Origin of the sequence: Enterobacter sp. 302C9 (assembly GCF_034106085.1) — a bacterium.
In the GTDB taxonomy this organism is placed as follows: Bacteria; Pseudomonadota; Gammaproteobacteria; order Enterobacterales; family Enterobacteriaceae; genus Enterobacter; species Enterobacter asburiae_B.
Map to the genome: position 1 here is coordinate 59989 of NZ_JAWNBW010000005.1, position 18445 is coordinate 78433.

Annotated in this window: 18 protein-coding genes and 1 pseudogene; 10 read left to right on the forward strand and 9 right to left on the reverse strand. The window is 54.1% G+C overall.

Translation table 11 applies throughout. The features are described 5' to 3' along the window. The first annotated feature begins 6 nt into the window (after nt 1-6). The 6 genes from UR289_RS11800 to UR289_RS11825 all read left to right on the forward strand — a co-directional run bounded on the left by UR289_RS11800 (nt 7) and on the right by UR289_RS11825 (nt 4138). Nucleotides 7-330, forward strand: a complete 324-nt coding sequence (locus UR289_RS11800; protein ID WP_320710203.1) for an antibiotic biosynthesis monooxygenase — start codon at nt 7-9, stop codon at nt 328-330. Beyond that, nucleotides 323-718: an amino acid-binding protein gene (locus UR289_RS11805; RefSeq protein WP_069303617.1), complete on the forward strand. Its 396-nt coding sequence runs from the start codon at nt 323-325 to the stop codon at nt 716-718. The genes UR289_RS11800 and UR289_RS11805 overlap by 8 nt, the downstream gene beginning before the upstream one ends. Beyond that, nucleotides 693-1388, forward strand: a complete 696-nt coding sequence (locus UR289_RS11810) for a winged helix-turn-helix domain-containing protein (protein WP_320710205.1) — start codon at nt 693-695, stop codon at nt 1386-1388. The genes UR289_RS11805 and UR289_RS11810 overlap by 26 nt, the downstream gene beginning before the upstream one ends. 149 nt (nt 1389-1537) lie before the next feature. After that, nucleotides 1538-2008: a MarR family winged helix-turn-helix transcriptional regulator gene (locus UR289_RS11815; RefSeq protein WP_094935516.1), complete on the forward strand. Its 471-nt coding sequence runs from the start codon at nt 1538-1540 to the stop codon at nt 2006-2008. Further along, nucleotides 2005-3072, forward strand: coding sequence for an HlyD family secretion protein (locus UR289_RS11820; RefSeq protein WP_320710368.1), 1068 nt, complete (start codon nt 2005-2007; stop codon nt 3070-3072). Before UR289_RS11815 ends, UR289_RS11820 begins: the two co-directional genes overlap by 4 nt. Further along, the gene (locus tag UR289_RS11825) at nt 3062-4138 is read left to right on the forward strand and encodes a DUF2955 domain-containing protein (RefSeq protein ID WP_023310256.1); all 1077 of its coding nucleotides are present in this window, start codon (nt 3062-3064) and stop codon (nt 4136-4138) included. Before UR289_RS11820 ends, UR289_RS11825 begins: the two co-directional genes overlap by 11 nt. Here the strand turns inward: UR289_RS11825 and UR289_RS11830 are convergent. Beyond that, nucleotides 4135-5406: a DUF445 domain-containing protein gene (locus UR289_RS11830; protein WP_032660921.1), complete on the reverse strand. Its 1272-nt coding sequence runs from the start codon at nt 5404-5406 to the stop codon at nt 4135-4137. The genes UR289_RS11825 and UR289_RS11830 overlap by 4 nt on opposite strands. Before the next feature lie 246 nt (nt 5407-5652). On the opposite strand from UR289_RS11830, the gene UR289_RS11835 reads away from it, so the two are divergent. The 3 genes from UR289_RS11835 to tssD are packed head-to-tail and all read left to right on the forward strand — an operon-like array spanning nt 5653 to nt 7019. Beyond that, on the forward strand, nt 5653-6015 hold the full coding sequence (locus UR289_RS11835) for a tlde1 domain-containing protein (RefSeq protein ID WP_039262252.1): 363 nt from the start codon (nt 5653-5655) through the stop codon (nt 6013-6015). Beyond that, nucleotides 6015-6527 (forward strand): hypothetical protein, encoded by a 513-nt coding sequence (locus UR289_RS11840; protein ID WP_232938658.1) that lies wholly within the window; start codon nt 6015-6017, stop codon nt 6525-6527. Before UR289_RS11835 ends, UR289_RS11840 begins: the two co-directional genes overlap by 1 nt. Next, a complete protein-coding gene (tssD, locus tag UR289_RS11845) occupies nt 6528-7019 on the forward strand; it encodes a type VI secretion system tube protein TssD (RefSeq protein ID WP_167818840.1) in 492 nt (163 codons plus the stop codon). Nucleotides 7020-7066: 47 nt separating this feature from the next. Here tssD and UR289_RS11850 read toward each other — a convergent pair. The 6 genes and pseudogenes from UR289_RS11850 to UR289_RS11875 form a co-directional block, all read right to left on the reverse strand. Then, nucleotides 7067-7264, reverse strand: a pseudogene (locus UR289_RS11850) (DUF91 domain-containing protein); the annotation flags it as partial. Continuing rightward, on the reverse strand, nt 7257-10517 hold the full coding sequence (locus UR289_RS11855) for a type I restriction endonuclease subunit R (protein ID WP_320710208.1): 3261 nt from the start codon (nt 10515-10517) through the stop codon (nt 7257-7259). The pseudogene UR289_RS11850 and the gene UR289_RS11855, both read right to left, overlap by 8 nt. Further along, nucleotides 10514-11794 (reverse strand): restriction endonuclease subunit S, encoded by a 1281-nt coding sequence (locus tag UR289_RS11860; RefSeq protein ID WP_320710209.1) that lies wholly within the window; start codon nt 11792-11794, stop codon nt 10514-10516. The genes UR289_RS11855 and UR289_RS11860 overlap by 4 nt, the downstream gene beginning before the upstream one ends. Then, nucleotides 11794-14061, reverse strand: a complete 2268-nt coding sequence (locus UR289_RS11865) for a class I SAM-dependent DNA methyltransferase (protein ID WP_320710211.1) — start codon at nt 14059-14061, stop codon at nt 11794-11796. The genes UR289_RS11860 and UR289_RS11865 overlap by 1 nt, the downstream gene beginning before the upstream one ends. A gap of 179 nt (nt 14062-14240) precedes the next feature. After that, complete coding sequence (locus UR289_RS11870) at nt 14241-14879, reverse strand: LysE family translocator (RefSeq protein ID WP_320710213.1); 639 nt, start codon at nt 14877-14879, stop codon at nt 14241-14243. 47 nt (nt 14880-14926) lie between these two features. Then, nucleotides 14927-15670, reverse strand: coding sequence for an AraC family transcriptional regulator (locus UR289_RS11875; protein ID WP_320710215.1), 744 nt, complete (start codon nt 15668-15670; stop codon nt 14927-14929). Nucleotides 15671-15821: 151 nt separating this feature from the next. Between UR289_RS11875 and UR289_RS11880 the strand changes: the two genes are divergently transcribed. Further along, nucleotides 15822-17192: an NAD-dependent succinate-semialdehyde dehydrogenase gene (locus UR289_RS11880; protein WP_033144550.1), complete on the forward strand. Its 1371-nt coding sequence runs from the start codon at nt 15822-15824 to the stop codon at nt 17190-17192. Nucleotides 17193-17237: 45 nt separating this feature from the next. Here the strand turns inward: UR289_RS11880 and UR289_RS11885 are convergent, their stop codons facing one another. Together UR289_RS11885 and UR289_RS11890 are read right to left on the reverse strand one after the other, a co-directional pair. Then, nucleotides 17238-17558 (reverse strand): hypothetical protein, encoded by a 321-nt coding sequence (locus tag UR289_RS11885; protein ID WP_320710217.1) that lies wholly within the window; start codon nt 17556-17558, stop codon nt 17238-17240. Beyond that, nucleotides 17558-18103, reverse strand: coding sequence for a YfaZ family outer membrane protein (locus tag UR289_RS11890; protein WP_023310269.1), 546 nt, complete (start codon nt 18101-18103; stop codon nt 17558-17560). The genes UR289_RS11885 and UR289_RS11890 overlap by 1 nt, the downstream gene beginning before the upstream one ends. Between the last annotated feature and the right edge of the window lie 342 nt (nt 18104-18445).

Consider the following 18445-nt stretch of genomic DNA (forward strand, 5'->3'; position numbering starts at 1 on the left):
ACCATCATGATTGCAGTCATTTTCGAAGCCAAAGCCGCGCCCGCCCATCAGGCGCGCTACCTGCAGCTCGCTGCCGAACTCAAACCTCTGCTGGCGGACATCGATGGCTTCATTGATATCGAACGTTTTCAGAGCCTGACGACCTACGGCAAAATCCTGTCCCTTTCCTGGTGGCGCGACGAAGAGGCCGTCCGCCGCTGGAAGCAGAACGTCTTCCATCAGGCGGCGCAGGCCGAAGGGCGGGAGTCGATTTTCGCGTACTACCGCATTCGAGTGGCGCAACTGGTGCGGGAGTACAGTTCCGAAACCGGAGGGCACACGGATGTATGACGTTCATGTGATTTTTAGCGACAGGCCCGGCGAGCTGGCGCGCTTTGGACAGCTGCTCGGGCGCAACGGCGTGGGGCTGGAGGGCGGAGGCGTATTTGGTACCGATGCCCATTTTCTGGTGGAAGACGGGGAAAAAGCGCGATGCGTGCTGCTCGACGCCGGGTTTACCGTGCAGGCGGTGCGTAAGCCGGTGATCCGGAAACTCAGGCAGGAGCGCCCCGGCGAGCTGGGTGAAATTGCGGCGGCGCTGGCTGCACGCGGCGTGTCTATCCTTACCCAGTACAGCGACCACGCGAATCACCTTATTCTGCTGACGGATGATGATAAGCTGGCCGCAGAGATCACCGAACCCTGGGCGACACATGTTAAAAACGAGCCTACCTCCTGATAACGGCGCGGCGCTGGAACAGGCCATTGCCGCGGTGGCTGCCGCAATGGCCGATCCGTCGCGTGTAAAGATGCTGTGCGCGCTGATGGACGGGCGGGCGTGGACTGCCACCGAGCTGAGCGCGGCGGCAGACGTTGCGCCGTCGACCGCCAGCGGCCATCTCGCCCGGCTGGTGGAAGGGCAATTGATTACCTGCCTGTCGCAGGGGCGGCACCGCTATTATCGTCTGGCGGGGCACGACGTGGCGGCGCTGGTCGAGCAGATGATGGGGCTCTCCTGGAGCCGCATCACCCCGCCTGAAACGACCGCGCCGAAAGCCATGCGCGAAGCCCGAACCTGCTACGACCATCTTGCCGGAACGGTTGCGGTGCAAATCTACGATTTTATGCAGGCGGAAGGCTGGCTGGAGGCAGACGGTTCAGCGCTCACGCCGTATGGCCGCGAGCAGTTCCTGACGCTCGGCGTTTCGTTAAGCGCTCACCCGCGGCGAAAAGCCTGCTGCGCCTGTCTGGACTGGAGCGAGCGGCGGTTTCATCTGGGCGGTGAGGCGGGCGCGGCGCTGCTCATTCATCTGGAAAGCAAAGGGTGGATCCAGCGGGTGGCGGGGTACAGGGAGGTGGTGGTGACGGCTTCGGGGAAAAGTGCCGTTCAGAGACTTTTTAGCCGCTAAACTCTGCTGCGGGCTGGTGCCCTCACCCCGACCCTCTCCCACGGGGAGAGGGAGAAAATCGTTTCGCAATTCCTGCTCTTTTACCTCTCGTTTCTTGATACTTACCCTGATAACTATTATCGTTACCGCGTGTGACGAGAGGTTTCCCCATGAGCGAAGAAGAACTGTTTAGCCGCAGGCCGATGGGCATGCGGATGGCGATGATCGTGCGCCAGTGGCGTGCGGTAATCGACGACGCCATTCTCGATACCGGGTTAACCCAGTCGAGCTGGACGGTGATGATGCAGCTTCATCAGCTCGGGGATAACGTCTCCGTGAGTGAGCTGGCGGAGGTGCAGGGCATTGAACTGCCGCCGCTGATGCGCACCCTGACACAGCTGGAAAAGCAGGGTTACCTGCTGCGCTCCGTATCGCCTTATGACAAGCGCATCCGGCTTCTGACGCTGACGCCTGAGGGAAAAGCCCTATTACAAAGGCTCACTCGGGTGATTGAGACCTATCAGGCGCGCGTATCGCAAAACATCGCGCCGGAACATATCGACATTTTCAGCGCCACCCTGAATCAATTCGCCTGCAATTTGCGGATAATCCGCGAAGAAGATAACAAGACCGAAAAATAATGACCCCTGAACAAAAGTTTGCCCGCTGGGTAAGGGTGAGTATTGCCTCTTTCCTGCTGATGTTTGTCTACTTTATCGTCGCGGATATCTGGATCCCGCTGACGCCGGACTCCACCGTGATGCGTGTGGTGACGCCGGTTTCTCCGCGCGTCTCCGGCTACGTGGCGGCGGTACATGTCCACAACAACAGCCAGGTGAAGAAAGGCGATCTGCTGTTTGAGCTCGACGACACGCCGTTTCGCAATAAAGTGGAAGCGGCGCAAATCGCGCTTGAGCAGGCACGCCTTTCCAACGACCAGCTGGATGCGCAGATCGCTGCCGCGCAGGCCAGCCTGAAAACCGCCGTGCTGACCGCGCGTAACGATAAAGTGACCTTCGATCGCTACCAGAAGCTGAGTACCCTGCAGAACGTCTCGCAGGCGGATCTGGATAAGGTCCGAACCACCTGGCAGAGCAGCGAGCAGTCCGTCAGCTCTATCCAGGCCAATATCCATAACCTGCGCATTCAGCGCGGCGAGCGGGACGAGCATCGCAACGTGACGCTGCAAAAATACCGTAACGCGCTGGATGAGGCGGAACTTAACCTCGGCTGGACGAAGGTCTATGCCCAGGCGGACGGCACGGTCAGTAACCTGCAGTTAAGCCCGGGCTTTTACGCTTCCTCGGGTTCAGCCGCGCTGGCGCTAGTGAACAACCAGACCGATATCGTCGCCGATTTTCGCGAAAAAAGCCTGCGCCATACCCATCAGGGCACCGATGCCGCCGTGGTGTTTGACGCCTTCCCGGGGTACGTTTTCCGCGCCCACGTGACCAGCAGCGACGCGGGGATACTGGCGGGTCAGGAGGCCGTGAACGGCCAGCTGTCCGAGCCGGAAACCTCCAACCGCTGGGTGCGCGATGCCCAACGCATGCGTATTCACGTCGCGCTGGACGAAGAATTGCCGAAGCATCTGCCGACCGGCGCGCGCGCCACCGTGCAGCTCTACAACAGCGAGGGGCCGTTTGCGCGCTTCTTCTCGGGGATGCAGATCCACCTGGTGAGCCTGCTTCACTATGTCTATTAGCACCCTGGCGCGGGTGTTTACCCCGCACGGCAACATCGTCTATACGGCAAACGACTTTCGCCAGACCCTGCGCATCGTCTTCGCCGGGATGATTGCGCTGAGCATCTCCAGCTTCTACAACACCAGCTACGGCGTATTTTTCGTAGTCTATCCGATCATGCTCCTGTCGCTGGTGCCGGTGTTTAACCGCCACGTGGCGAAGCAGTTTATCTTCAGCGCCGCGCTAAACTGCGTCGAAATGATCTTCATTATCGGCTATCTGTCGCAATGGCCGGTCATCATGACGCTGGTGGTGTTTGCCCTGTACGTGATGCGTTTTCGCTTTATGAGCAAGGGGCCGCTGTTCCTGTTTGGCTCAATGGGCGTGGTGTGCCAGAGCGTGATGCTCAACTTTATGAGCTACCCCACCACCAGCTGGCACACGCTGCTGTTTTCCAACATCGAAGCGAGCGTGATGGCGGTGTGCCTGAGCGCGCTGATGAACTATCTCCTGCCGGACGTGGAGCCCCGCAGGCCGCCGCCGCTGATTGAGAAAGACGATGCCCGCGTGCGCCACGAGTCGCTGCTCTCCGGCACCGTCGCGACGCTGATATTCGTGGTGTTTCAGATTAGCGACTTAAGCGATTCGCTTTCGGCGCTGATGGCGGGGATTTTGATCCTGTTCCCCATGCACTACCGCGGTTCGGTGATGAGCTCGATCTGGCGCGTGGTCGGCGTGGTGCTGGGCTGTCTCTATATTCTGGTGGTGCAGCTGATCCTCTACGATCACAGCAGCCATATGCTGCTGATGATGCCGCTGATTGGCCTCGGGCTGGCGTTTGGCGCGCGTCTGCACGTGATGGAAAAGGTGGGCGCGGGCGTGGGGTTCTCCAGCATCACGACCATCGGCATTATGTTCGGGCAGAACATGCACCCGGACACTGACCTGGTGTTCAGCGATCTCTACCGCATCACCTCCGTTACCTTTTCGCTGGTCGCAACGCTGACGATGGTCTTCCTGGTGCACCTGATCCTCAACCGCTTTGAGGCGACGCGCTACGTCATCGCGCCGCCCAAAGTAGATTAATGTCCCAGCACGGCAGGCAGCTGCGAGAGTAAAAACAGGATCAGGCCAATCGTCCCGCCGACCAGCGTGCCGTTGACGCGGATGAACTGCAGGTCTTTTCCGATATTGAGCTCAATCTGTCGGGACATGTCTTTGGCGTCCCAGCTTTTGACCGTGTCGCTGATGTGGCGCGTCAGAAACGCCGCGAAATCCGGTGCGAGGCGGTGCGCGGCCTGCTCCAGATGCTCGTTCAGCGACGCCCGCAGGCTGGCGTCGTTAGACAGCGTTTCGCCAAACCACAGCCCGGCGTTGGCGATGCGCTGCTTCACGCGCGAATCCTCGCTTTGCATATCCGCTTTCAGCCACTGGCGCAGGTCGGCCCACATCTCTCCCAGATAGCGGTTAAACGCCTCATCGTTTTTCAGGTAGTGCTTGATGTTGTCGGCTTTCGCCGCCATTTCCGGATCGTTTTTCAGGTTGTCGATAAGCTTCAGCGTGGCACGGTCGAACGCCTGGCGGATCTGGTGCGTGCGGTCGTGGCTGATATCGTCCAGCAGCGTGTTCACCGCGTTCGACACCATTTCCGCGCTTTGATCGCCCAGCCACTCGGTGGGCAGCACCATCGCTTTGCGCGGGTGTTCGGTCTTCAGCCAGTGGACAATCTGATCGGCAATAAAGTCCCGCGTGCTCTCCCGCTGAATCAGGGTAATCAGACGGTTGATGATCGCATCCAGCAGCACCTGGTGGCGGTTGTTTTTGGTCATGCTCTCCAGCATCACGGCGCTGGTTTCGGTGAAATCGACCTTGTCGATGGCCTTATGCACCGCCCGTTTGAGCAGGCGCTGAATGCGTCCATCGTCGGTGAGTTCGAGAAAACCGCTCATCACCTGCATCAAATGCAGCCCGACGCGCTGGGCGTTGTCCGGTTTGCTGAACCAGGCGCCGATCATCTGGGCAGGTTCATAGCGGCGGATGAGTGCCACCAGCGACTGGGTATCAAGAAACTTCTCCTGCACAAACTGGCCGAGATTGTCGCCGATCCGGTCTTTATTGCGCGGGATAATCGCCGTATGGCGCGAGATAAACGGAATGGGCACCCGGCGGAACAGCGCAACTACGGCAAACCAGTCTGCCAGCGCGCCGACCATCGCCGCCTCGGCAATGGCCTTCACGCCGCGCACCCAGAAGGTCTGCGGCAGGAACAGGGTGGTGATAAACGCCGCGGCGGCAACCAGCAGCAGCGACAGCGCCAGCAGCTTGGCGCGTTTGAGTTCAGCTATTTTTTCCATGGGGTAAGGATAGAGGGAAGTTCACCAAAAGTGCAAAACTGGTGTAAGAGGAGGTGGATGCATAATCTGAGCGAACAGACCGCTATTATATTAAAAAATATATGTATTAAAATTATCTATTATTCATTTTTATATATTTTTTGTGCTTGTCTATTCTCGGCAGTAAGTTTTTGTGATCTTCCTGGTAATTTCTATTTTCTTGTCCGTCATAAGATAAAGAACTATTTGTAAAAGGAGGTGGTATTAATGACATGGGAATATAAAGTATCGACAGGAGTATTGAGCCATAACGGTGAGTTTGTCGCTAACTGCTACAGCGGCGCTGGTGAATCGAAAGATAAACCCGAGTGTGAAAGTCAACGAAACAGAGGGCCCATCCCCAGAGGTATTTATTTTATTGCCGGATGGAATAATCATAAAAGTGCAGAGGCCATAATTCTTGAGCCTATAGCCGGAACCAATACCTTTGGTAGAGATCACTTTCAAATTCATGGTGATAAAAAAGGGCTGCCGCCAGGTACTGCGTCAGCAGGTTGCATCATTATGAACGGCCAGGACAAGCGCCATATAATTTATGATTCTGGTGACACAATACTGGTGGTACGATAATGAAATATATTATTGCGCTATTCTTTTTGTCCTTACCGATGGGCTTATTTGCCAAAAATCATACGCCTGAACAGATTTTACAAATGATAAACGACAAGGGGGCCAGCACTGTTGTTGGTGAAATGAACTCAAATGATAACGATGAGCCGGAATGGTGGAACCATATCATCCCGAAAATCAGGAGCGGAACACAAGCATGGTTAGCGGTGGCGAGTGCCCTTGAAACCGGAGTAGACGCCAGTACGGCTGAAGATTTAAAGGCGGCGCTTTCAGAAGCCATCCCGCATAACCCTGAGGGTGTCTTAGCAATATTAAAAGACGATAAACCGTTGCTCACTATTGAACAAGTCTGCGCTTTTGCTAATTTCCCTGAGACGGAAGCAGAGAGCAATAAGCTTTATGTAGATTCCATCAGGGAGATGTTTAAAATAAAAAGCCCTGAGGGTAAAAGATGTCTCGCCGTTATGATTGCCACCGTTGAACACTCTGTTCCATTCGATAAGGATATTTAAATGGCCATTCCGGGATATATGTCATTAACTGACGATGCGGGTAATATTATAAAAGGGAGCGTGAAAGTTACAGACCGTGAAAACCAAATTGAGGTTTTAGGACTCTATCATAACGTAAGCTATAATTCTGACCTGCATAATGGCAGAGTGTTGAGCAAACGCCAGCATCGCCCTTTTCTCATTGAAAAGGAAATTGATGCCTCCAGCGTTTATCTCTATAAAGCGCTCAGCACGGGCGGTACGCTCAGGAAAGCGACTATCGACCTTTACAGAATCAATGATGCCGGTCAGGAAGAAATCTATTTCACGATAACGCTGGAATCGGTAAAAGTCGTCACGCTGTTTTCATTAATGCATGACGTGAAAGAGACTTATCATGAAAAACAGGGGCATCTTGAGCTTGTTCTGCTTCGTTATGAAAAGATTACCTGGCATTATCGTGACGGTAACGTTATTCATTCGGATGACTGGGATTATCGGTTAGGGGCTTGATTAACCTGCTCCGGGAGAAAAATCTTCCCCGGAGCAAAAGGCAGTTATTCTTCCAGACCCAGTGAATCAATGCGTCCACGGTGGGTCTTACCGGTACTGTATTCACTGTCGAGAAAACGAACGCCGAGAAAAGTATCCATTCGGGACTCTATCAAGGATTGCAGCTCTTTTTCGATGGTTGCTGCTTTACCGGAAAGTTCTTTTACGCCGCTAGCACTATAGCTAAAAAGTTGAATATCACTCATGAGTTAATTCCCTGCGCATTTTTGCGATGTCATACATCAGATGAGCAAACCCTTTGGCAACGTCAGGAGACGATAAATACTGCATCATCATCTCCTTGTGCGCTTCGTTGCTGTCTATCACGGCGTCATCAATGGCTTTCGTAAAGTCGCCCAGCATGGCCTGCTCACGAGTGTTATTGTCGAGTTGGGTCATGACAAGTTTGTTTTCTGCGAGCTTATCGTAAACCACAAAGGCATAGTTGAGCATATCTTTGTCGGTCAGATTTTCGGTGATAAACAGCTCGTTGAGCTGCGACAGCACCTGCGACATAAACTCCTCTTTCTTATCTTTTGCTTTTGCGGTGCCGACGTCATTAACCGGGTTGAGCTTATACTCTGCGGCATCCTCCTGAAGCTTGATATGCTGCTCCAGGATTTTTGAAAGCCGATAGTGGCTCATTTCAACATTGGAAAGATCGACGTCATTTTCATCTGTTGCCTCTTCGCGCAGTAAGGGGCGAAGATGTCGACAATAAAGGCTTAACTTCTCCAGCGACTTGTCATCGTAGGCGACGATCTGGGACATAAATTCATAAAAGCGTACAAAGCTGCCGAGATCTTTTTTGAAGATCTCCAGACGATCTTTTTCCTGCTTGCAGGCTTTAAAACTGTTTTCCGCGTTCGCGAGCAAAATGGGGTTAGGGGAATCCTTTTTTGTTAATTCATAGATTTGTTTAGCGCTGATATACGCCTCTTTCGCGGAGGCATACCGCATTGCCCAGCGGTTTACTGCAGGCAGGCAAATATTGCTGAGCGTCGCATTCGATTTCTTCTTACTGTAAAAAGCCTCGCATAGCTGTTCGACTTCGTGCCATAAAAATATCCCCGTCGCGCGAAGTTTCTCGTACAGATCGAACACCAGACCTGGATCGCTGACATCGGTCAATTCAGCCGTTTGGTAGTAGGGTTGGAAGGCAGCCAGGATGTCGTCAGGTTCGTTATAAAAATCGAGTACAAAGGTGCCGGATTCCTTTTTACCAGGATAGGTTCGGTTCAGCCGCGACAGCGTCTGTACGCACTCCACGCCGCCAAGCGCTTTATCCACGTACATGGCGCACAGCTTCGGCTGGTCGAAGCCGGTCTGGAACTTATTGGCCACCAGCATCACCTGATAGTCATCGGTATCAAACGCCCTACGCATGTCGCGGCCCTTGAGCGCCGGGTTCATATTGATTTCAGTGAATTTCTGGTGCAACAGCGCAAGGCTGTTCATGTCATTTTCCTGAAACTCAACTTCGCCTGAGAACGCCACCATCGCAGCGATCTTTCCGTAGCCCATGTCGGCAATGTATTTATCAAACGCCAGCTTATAGCGCACGGCTGCTTTGCGAGAGCTGGTGACCACCATCGCTTTTGCCTGTCCGCCGAGCAGATGCATCACGTGCTGGCGGTAATGCTCAATGATGACTTTTACCTTTTGCGAAACATTGTGATCGTGCAACGTTACCCACTGGTTGAGCCTGATCTTCGCCCGATTGCTGTCCACTTCCCGGTCTTTGTCGCCCATTCTTTGCAGCAGCTTATAGGCCACTTTGTAATTGGTGTAGTTCTTCAGCACGTCGAGGATAAAGCCCTCCTCGATGGCCTGACGCATGGAGTAAACGTGGAACGTCGCAGGTTTGTTGGTTCTGGATGCGGGCTCGTGCGGGTTGGGTCTACGGCCAAAAAGCTCCAGGGTTTTCGCCTTCGGCGTCGCGGTGAAGGCGTAGAAGTTAAGATTGCTGCTCCCGCTGCGCGCGGCAAGGGTGGCATCAAGGATATCTTCAGAAGTGAGGACCATGTCGTCGTCGGTCCCTTCGCTCATCAGCACTTCTTTCAGCTGGCGCGCCGTGGAGCCGCTCTGGGAGGAGTGCGCTTCATCTGCGATAATCGCGTAGGTTCGCTCTTTGAGACAGGTGCTGTTTTCGATTGCTTTGAGTACGAACGGGAAGGTCTGAATGGTGACGATGATGATGGGCTGCGAATGCTCCAGCGCGCTGGCGAGCTTCTCCGATTTCGAGCCTTCCCCCTCGCGGTTGTTGATTCGCCCGACCACGCCGTCCGCATGTTCAAACTGATAGATGGTGTCCTGCAGCTGATCGTCCAGCACGGTGCGATCAGTCACCACAATCACCGAGTGGAAGCGTTTTTCCCCCTTTTCGTTATGCAGGCACGAGAGCTGATGCGCCGTCCAGGCGATGGAGTTCGATTTTCCGGATCCGGCGCTGTGCTGGATAAGGTACTTGTTGCCGGTGCCTTCTTGATCTGCGGCGGCAATGAGTTTGTTCACCACGTCCCACTGATGATAGCGCGGGAAGATCAAGTTCTCTTTTTTGACCTTTTTACCGTCCCAGTCCTCTTTTTCCTCGATTTGCAGATGGACAAAGCAGGCGAGGATCTTCAGCAGATTGTCGGGGAGCAATACCTCGTTCCAGAGATAGCGGGTGGCGTATTCATGGTGATCCTCCGGGATGTCGTTCCCCGCGCCACCCTCTTTAGTGCCTTTGTTGAACGGCAGAAAGAACGTGTCATCACCGGCAAGCCGGGTGGTCATGTAGACCTCGTACTGGCTGACGGCGAAGTGCACCAGCGCGCCGCGCTTGAAGGCCAGCAGCGGCTCAGGCTTGTTGGTCTCCGGATCTTTTGGGAGGCGCGTTTTTTTGTACTGGTTGATGGCGCTGTTGACCGTCTGCTTGAATTCGGATTTCAGTTCGAGAGTGGCAACGGGAAGGCCGTTGATAAACAGCACCAGGTCGATGCGCCAGCGTTTGGCTTTTGCATCCGTGGCATTGCTGGTGGCGTGAGGGCTGTAGACAAGTTCCGGGACGATACGGCAAATGTTTTGCCGATAGCGCGCAAGGATGTCCGGGTTGAGGTTGTGGTCCGGCTTGAACTGGCATAACGAGAAGCGCGCGTTATGGCTTTTGATGCCGTGGCGCAGCACCCCCAGGGTTCCGTAGGTTCGGGACTGGAGATCGGTGGCGTTGGCATCGGCTTTTTTAAGCTGCGCCACCAGCGCATCGAGAAAATGACGCTCGGTGTCATTGGGATAGATGCGGGTAAATTTTTCCCACTCCTGCGGCTGGGTGATTTGGACAAACGTCAGCGCATCCTGCGGATAGAGGGCACGTTCACGATCGTACTTGCTGCTCGTGCCGGGGACCCAGCCGTTCTGGCATATCTGGTTTATGATATCGGTCTGCAGGTTCGATTCTTTGGTGACGTCGGCGATCATGCGGTGGCCTCCTCAGCGGTGAGGGATGTTTCGGTGCTGCTGGCGGGAGGCGTCCAGTCGCGCAGATCGATTTTGCCGGTGACGGCGGCGGCAATCAGGGCGGTGCGGCGTTCTTTTAATAATTTGATACAATTCAAAGAATTTTTAATTAGTTTATCATTTATAGATATATGATTTTCTATATACTTAGCTAATTTTTTCTGTTCTGGATATGGAGGAATAGGTATTTTTAGGTCGCTAATATTTTCTACGGCAAGACCGGGTTGCGCAGCAGATACCGAATATTGGTTAAGATTCATTGCACGAAAGAGTTCCCCTAACCATGCTATTTTGTATTTGAATGTTGGGGTGGCAACAATAGCATGTTCAGAAGCCCAGAATTTGTTATTTGCGTATTGTACGTTTCCACAATGCGCACCTTGACGACCAATTATTACATAATTGCCATCGTGAGTGTACTCTTTATAAAAGCCTCTAAGACCATTTCCTCCATAAACAGGGTAGTTTCCATCGGATGCTATTTCATTACTCGTAATAGATTCTCCACTTTTCAAACAAATAATCCATTTTATTTTGCTTACATGCCAGTGTGAAGGCATGTATCCTAACCACTCAACCCCAGAATCTTTCATCGGTACATCAAGATTTAACCCTTTGGTTACGGCATGGCTTATTACTGTCTGACGTTTTTCTTTTAGTAGTTCGATGAGATTTTGTTGTTTTTGTATAAGGCTGTCTATCTTTAAGATTTTGTGGTCGAGAAACATAGCTATTTTTGTTTGCTCTTCTAAAGATGGCCTGCAAAAGAAAGAGTTGCCAATATCATTATAACTAATAGTCTGTCGCACTCCAGAACCTAATGTTTTCATATGAGAAACATCGAATTGATGCAAAAGCCAACGGGAGTAATGAGGGTTTAACAGGCCATTAATACGCAGGATGATATATCCAGTGCTAACAACTACATTAATTTTGGATAGGGCAGTCCGTAAACTCTTTAAGTCGAAATTGAGATTTAATGGGTTTATAACAAACTCACCTGCGAGTACTTCCTGGTAAGAGTTTTTAGTGTCAATCGATAAATTATTCTCGTCCTTGTAAGTTACCTCTCCAAAACTGATGGCCCCAGCTTTTAGGTGTGCTGCATTTTTTTTAGCTTTTTCGCTGAAATAATATTTGAACTTCTCACATTTCCAGTGAGCCGGTTTTTTCTTATACCAAACTGCATAAGCATCTTCATAATGCTCATAAGGTTTATATTCTTTAAGTCCAGCCATCAGGAGTGTACCTCCTGCAGCAGCTTCATAATCTCCGCGCTCAGCGCATCCAGCTCCGCGTCAATCTCCTCCAGCGGGCGCGGTGGCTTATACACATAAAAATGCCGGTTAAACGGAATCTCATACCCAACGACCCCAACCTCTCCGTCGTGGGCGTCGCGCTTATCGGCATTAATCCAGGCGTCCGGCACGTGCGGCAGCACCTCCGCCTTCACGTAACCTTCAATCAAATCGCTGGTCGAAACAGACGGATCGAGCGCCACGTTCTCGTTGTCGCGCAGGTCGCCGTCCTGCTCAAACTCCACCACCTGTCCGCGGTACGCAAACGCGCCGTACAGCGGCTGCGCACCTTCCCTGAGCACCTTTTTGACGACCGGCTCCGCGTCCGGGTTTTTGCGGGTAATGGCCTCGATGAACTGCTTATGCTCTTTGGCATCCAGCTTAACGGCGGCGGTTTTAAACGCCTCTTTGAGCGTCAGCTGGAACTGATTGAAATCATCGCTTGGCTGAGCGAGACCACCTGCTTTCCCGTCGAGCGCCGTCTGGATTTTTTGCGCTTTGAACATCAGCGCGCGCTGTTGTCGCCATAGCGTTGCGTCGAGCAGATCATTAATCTGCTTCTCTTTAAGCTCAGGGAATTCAGCTTTGATAACGGCGCGCGCTTCCACCTCGAACTCGGCAAAGTTGCCGTAGTTCTCGTCCTGCCAGAAGGCACCGAACGCGTCATACAGGCACCCCATCGGTGCGTTAAGCGGTTTTGGCGCAAAGCGCAGCGCGGCAATAGATTCATCCGTGACCTGCGCCGTCAGGCGCAGCGGGCGCTCAATCGTCAGGCGGCGGAAGCCAAAGTCGGTGCTGTTGAAAATCTTGCTGGCGACAGCGCGCTTGTCGTCCGCGTCCTTAAGATCCACGACCTCGGCGTCGCCAAAGGTGCGGGTGATGAGCCGAATGTCCTCCTCGCTCATCATGTTGCGCTTCGCGCCCAGTGACTTACGCATTTTGCTGCACAGCTTGCTGGCGTCGATCAGCTGGATCTTGCCCTTACGCTCCGCCGCCTTTTTGTTCGACAGGATCCACACGTAGGTGGCGATCCCGGTGTTGTAGAACATGTCGGTGGGCAGGGCGACAATCCCTTCCAGCAGATCGGCTTCAAGGATGTAGCGGCGGATCTCGCTTTCGCCGCTGCCCGCACCGCCCGTGAACAATGGCGAACCGTTGAGAATGATCCCGATGCGCCCGCCGGTATCCGCATCGCGCATTTTGCTGATCAGGTGCAGCAGGAACAGCAGCGAGCCGTCGGAAACGCGCGGCAGGCCGGGCCCGAAACGCCCGTCAAATCCTTTGCGATGCTCGTTGTTAACGTCGGCTTCGATCTTCTTCCAGTCCACGCCAAACGGCGGGTTCGACAGCATGTAATCGAAGCGATCGGCGGGAAGCTGATCGTTAGACAGGGTGTTGCCCAGCTTGATTCGGCTGACGTCCTGACCCTTTATCAGCATATCGGCCTTACAGATAGCGTAGGACTCCGGGTTCAGCTCTTGGCCAAACGCGCGCATCACCGCATTCGGGTTGAGTTCGTGAACGTACTCCATCCCGGCAGAGAGAAATCCGCCCGTGCCTGCCGTCGGGTCGTAAAGGGTTCGAATAACGCCCTCTTTGGTAAGCGCCTCGTCGTCTTCCATAAACACCAGCGAAGTGGTGAGGCGAACGATATCGCGCGGCGTGAAATGCTCACCGGCGGTTTCATTCGAGCTTTCGGCAAAACGACGGATCAGCTCTTCAAAGACCAGCCCCATGTCATGGTTGGAGATGGCCTGCGGGCTGAGATCGGTGGTGGCAAACTTCTGCACCACTTTGTAGAGGAGGTTGGCATCATCAAGTAATCCAATGAATTCGCTGAATTTAAAGTGCTCGAAAATTTCCCGCGCATCTCTGGAAAAATACTGAATGTAGTTTTCCAGGTTGGCCCTGATGTCGTTTTGGCCCATTTTGCTCAAATCCAGCGGCGAGGCGTTAAAGAACGTCAGCCCGTTGGTGGCACGCAGGATTAACTTTTCTTTCGCTTCTTCAGGCAGGGGAGAAGAGCGGACTTTTTGAGCCTCAATAACGACGGCCTCTTTAGTCTCTTCAAGCACGCATTCCAGGCGGCGCAACAGGGTAAACGGAAGAATAATGCGGCCATATTGAGATTGCTTAAAATCACCGCGCAGGAGATCTGCAACAGACCAGATAAAGGCTGCCGTTTGGGAGAAATTCAGGGTACTCATAAAAGCGTCCTTGCCCATTTTTCAGGCATTTTTGATGATGAATTAAAACCCTCTTTTTATCATGGTTAAAAATTTAGATCGACTAAAAAAATCGATCTAAATCAATGCTTTATGTTTATGAGTTACAATAATTCATGGGTGTCATGAATGTGTATTTCAATGCAAATGATGGAGCCGGGTCACAGAGTATTAACGCACAATCGCCACAGCACCCACCCGCCAAATCCCATCAGCACCACCCCCGCCGTGCGCTCAATCCACCACAGCGAACGGCTGAGCTTCTGTTGTACCGCCGATAGCCCCATCAGCGACACCAGCGCGACATCCCACGCCAGCACCACCATCACCATCCAGACGCCGCAGGTCGCCTGCTGAAGCAGCGTGACGTCCGGCCCCAGCAAGGCCGTCATCAGCGCCAGATAGAACAGCGCGTTCTTCGGGTTTAGCAGCGCCGAACCGAGCCCCAGCAGGATCTGCTTTTGCCGTGAGGGAAAGCGCTGGTGGGTTTCATTCAGCGCCAGCGCCTGCTGGCGGCTGCGAATCAGATGCGAGCCGATCCACAGCAGGTACAGCGCCCCGCAAAGCTCGATAAGCGTAAACAGCCACGTAAACTGGCGCAGCGCGCTCCAGCCGATAATCACCAGAAGAATATAAAGCGCGTTGCCCGCGGCAATGCCGAGGCACAGTCCGGCGCTGCCGCGCAGCCGATAGCGCGCGGCGTAGCCCACCAGCAGGAAGAAATCCGGGCCCGGGCTTAACAGGGCAACAAAGTGCGCCAGCGCCAGGGCGAGAAAAGCGGAAGGGAAGAACAGTTCCATAGCGACCTCGGTTAACAATCCGAGGTCAGAGTACGGCGCTGCAGAACCTATTTATTGTCTGATATTGATCGGCCGGTGGCGTACTGGCGCGGCGTGGCGGCGGTATAGCTGACGAAGGTCTTATGAAAATGGCTCTGGTCGGCAAAGCCGCTCTGGTAGCCAACGTCGGCAATATCATCCCCGGCACGCAGCCGCGCCTTGGCGTACTCCACGCGGGAGATGTTGAGAAAGCTGCCCGGCGTCAGGCCGGTGTCCTGCCTGAAGGTGCGGATCAGCGTCTCCTTGCGCAGCGAGAAGCGTTGGGCAAGCTCGTCGAGGGAAGGCGGGCAGGTGAGATCGGAAAGAAACGCCTGCTGAACCTGCTGGCTGGTTGCGCGAAGCGCGTCAGCGTTATCCGCGGCGCGGGGAAGGGCAGAAAGCAGGGTCTCAAGGGACGCCGGAGACAGGGTCTCAACAACGTCCAGGTAATGGGCAAACAGGGTTGGGCTACGAATCACCTGTAGCGCCAGCGGAAGCCCGGTGTCGATGTAGAGCATATGGTAGCTGCGCGGTTGCCCGGCGACGGGGTTGCAGCTGTGCGGCACACCGGCCGGGATCGTGATGAGGTCCCCGGGGTTAAGGATGTACTCTCTGTCATGACACACGCAGCGGGTCTGGCCCTCCACAATCGCGCCGATGGAAAGCTGAGGGTGACTGTGGCGTTTGTACGCCTGCGTACTCTGCCAGGTGCTGCGCAGCTCAAGGCCTGAGGCGCGGTGAAAAGTCTGGCGGATATGTCGGGTATCGGTCATGGGCGCTCCTTCTGAAGATTTTTTATACCACGTCAGCGAACCGTCCGGCAGCGCTTCATTAAGAACCTTCCGGATATACCCAACTTTACGTCCATAGCCAGTCATGTTGACTACCCTTAATACCCTAAGCGGTAAAACAAGGAGATTCGACATGGCTTATCAGACAGTAAATCCTGCCACTAACCAGCTCATCAAAGAATACCCCTCACATACCGACGCGGATATCGAAGCGGCGCTGAAGGCGGCCGATGCGCTTTATCATTCGGACTGGGCGAAAGGCGACATCAGCCAGCGCCTGCCGGTGCTGCATAAGCTTGCCGATCTGATCGACGAGCGTGTGGAGGATCTGGCGAAAATCGCCAGCCAGGAGATGGGTAAGCTCATCGAACAGAGCCGCGGCGAGGTGAAGCTGTGCGCGCAGATCGCCCGCTACTACGCCGACAACGCGAAGCGGTTCCTGGCCCCGGAGAAGTACGACTCTGAGCTCGGTGAAGCCTGGGTGGAGCATCACCCCATCGGCGTGCTGATGGCCGTTGAGCCGTGGAACTTCCCGTACTACCAGCTGATGCGCGTCCTGGCGCCAAACCTGGCGGCGGGTAACCCCGTCATCGCCAAACATGCCAGCATCGTGCCGCACTGCGCCGAGACCTTTGCCCATCTGGTGCGCGAGGCGGGGGCGCCGGAAGGGGCGTGGACCAACCTGTTTATCTCGTCCGAGCAGGTGGCGAATATCATTGCTGACGATCGCGTGCAGGGCGCCGCATTAACCGGCTCCGAAAAGGCCGGCAGCGCGGTGGCCGCGCAGGCGGCGAAGCACATTAAGAAATCCACGCTGGAGCTGGGCGGTAACGACGTGTTCGTGGTGCTGGACGATGCAGACCTTGAGAAGGCCGTGAAAATTGGCGTTAACGCGCGGCTCAACAACGCCGGGCAGGTCTGTACCGCGGCGAAGCGCTTTATCCTGCATGAAAAGATTGCGGATGCCTTCCTGAGCAAATTCACCGAGGCGTTTAAGCAGGTGAAGATTGGCGATCCGCTGGACGAAAGCACCACGCTGGGGCCGCTGTCGTCTAAAGATGCGCTCGAAACGCTGACCAGACAGGTTAACGAGGCGGTGAAAAACGGCGCCACGCTGCACTATGGCGGCAAACCGGCGCAGCGCGACGGGAGTTTCTTCGAACCGACGATCCTGACGAATATCTCCCGCGATAACCCGGCGTATTTCGAAGAGTTCTTCGGCCCGGTGGCGCAGATGTACGTGGTGAAAAACGACGACGAGGCGGTCGCGCTGGCGAACGACTCCCACTACGGCCTGGGCGGGGCGGTATTCAGCCAGAATATCGAGCGCGCGAAGAAAATGGCGTCGCGGATTGAGACCGGGATGGTGTACATCAACTGGCTCACCGATACCGCGCCAGAGCTGCCGTTCGGTGGCGTGAAGCGCTCCGGCTACGGGCGCGAGCTGTCGGATCTGGGGATCAAAGAGTTTGTGAACCAGAAGCTGGTGGTGGTGCATAAGTAAGAGGTCATAAAAAAACCTGCCAGCCGGCAGGTTTTTTTAAAGAGATTATTGCACTTCGATCTTGTCCCAGCCGTTTTTAAACATGCAGCTGTCAACTAACGTATCCCGGCGATATTCATTCGCGTCTTCAACCGTGTAGCTCGTGGAAATATCCTTTTTCTTGTTCTTTTTGTCCGTTTTTTCCGAGCTCGAGCCGGTCACGACGTTATCCGGGGGCAGATCGATCAGCGCCTGCGCTTCGCATTCCGTGAGCTTTTTATTCATCTCAGCATCGCTGACGCCCGGTTTCACCCATTTGTACTGGACGCAGCCGGCGAGCATCAGCGTGAGGCTCAGAACGCAAAGCGCGGTAATGCGGTGTTTCATCAGAAGGTGACTCCACCGCCTACATATGCGCCGTCAATCAGCGTGTGGCCAGGACGACCGTCTTTACCGTCCACGCTCACGTGGCGGTAGCCCACTTTCAGGGTCACTGGCGTAATTGGCGTCCAGCTTACGCCGCCGTTGGCTTCGACGTAGTTTTTCACGCTGTTGTTCAGGCCTTCTGGTGCGACATAGCCTTCACCGTACACGTGGATGCTGTCGGTCAGAGCAACGTTTACGCCGCCGCCAATCGGGAACGCCACGCCGTTATCGCCTTTTTTCGGGCCGAGGTAGATGGCTTTTGCGCCCGCGTTCAGCATCACCGGGCCAAGACCCAGGTTGTAGCCTGCGCCCACGCCGCCGGTCTGGGTACCGTCGTCGGTGTTTTTGAGCCAGTTACTTTCCAGATAAACACCGGATGAGGATTTCCCCATTTCCAGATTGAGGTTGGTAAAGTTTTTACCCTGCTCAACGGTGCCGCCCATCGCCAGTGCGGAACCCGATACGGCAGCCAGAGCAGAAAGAAGAAGGATATTCAGTTTTTTCATGTTTTTTGCCTCGTCATTAAATTCATCTGGGCGCACCTTAACAAGCGATGTTAATGACTGCAAATGTGATATAAATCGCTGTTTTATACTGATATTGTTAACTTTTTTATTGAAGTTGTTGCAATGATGTTTGATTGTCGGGGTGTCAACAGGGGATGTTTTTAGCGTTTAGGAACCGTTTAGTTTTTTGACTAAACATAAACTGAACGAGGCGGGGATAGTGATTTGAGATGAATTAATTGGGTTTCTAATAATTTCCAAAAATGTTTCGCCTGTCACACAAAACAACAAAGCCTTACATTTCGAGCGATGAATATACGTTCAATCGCGCAGGCCGGTTTC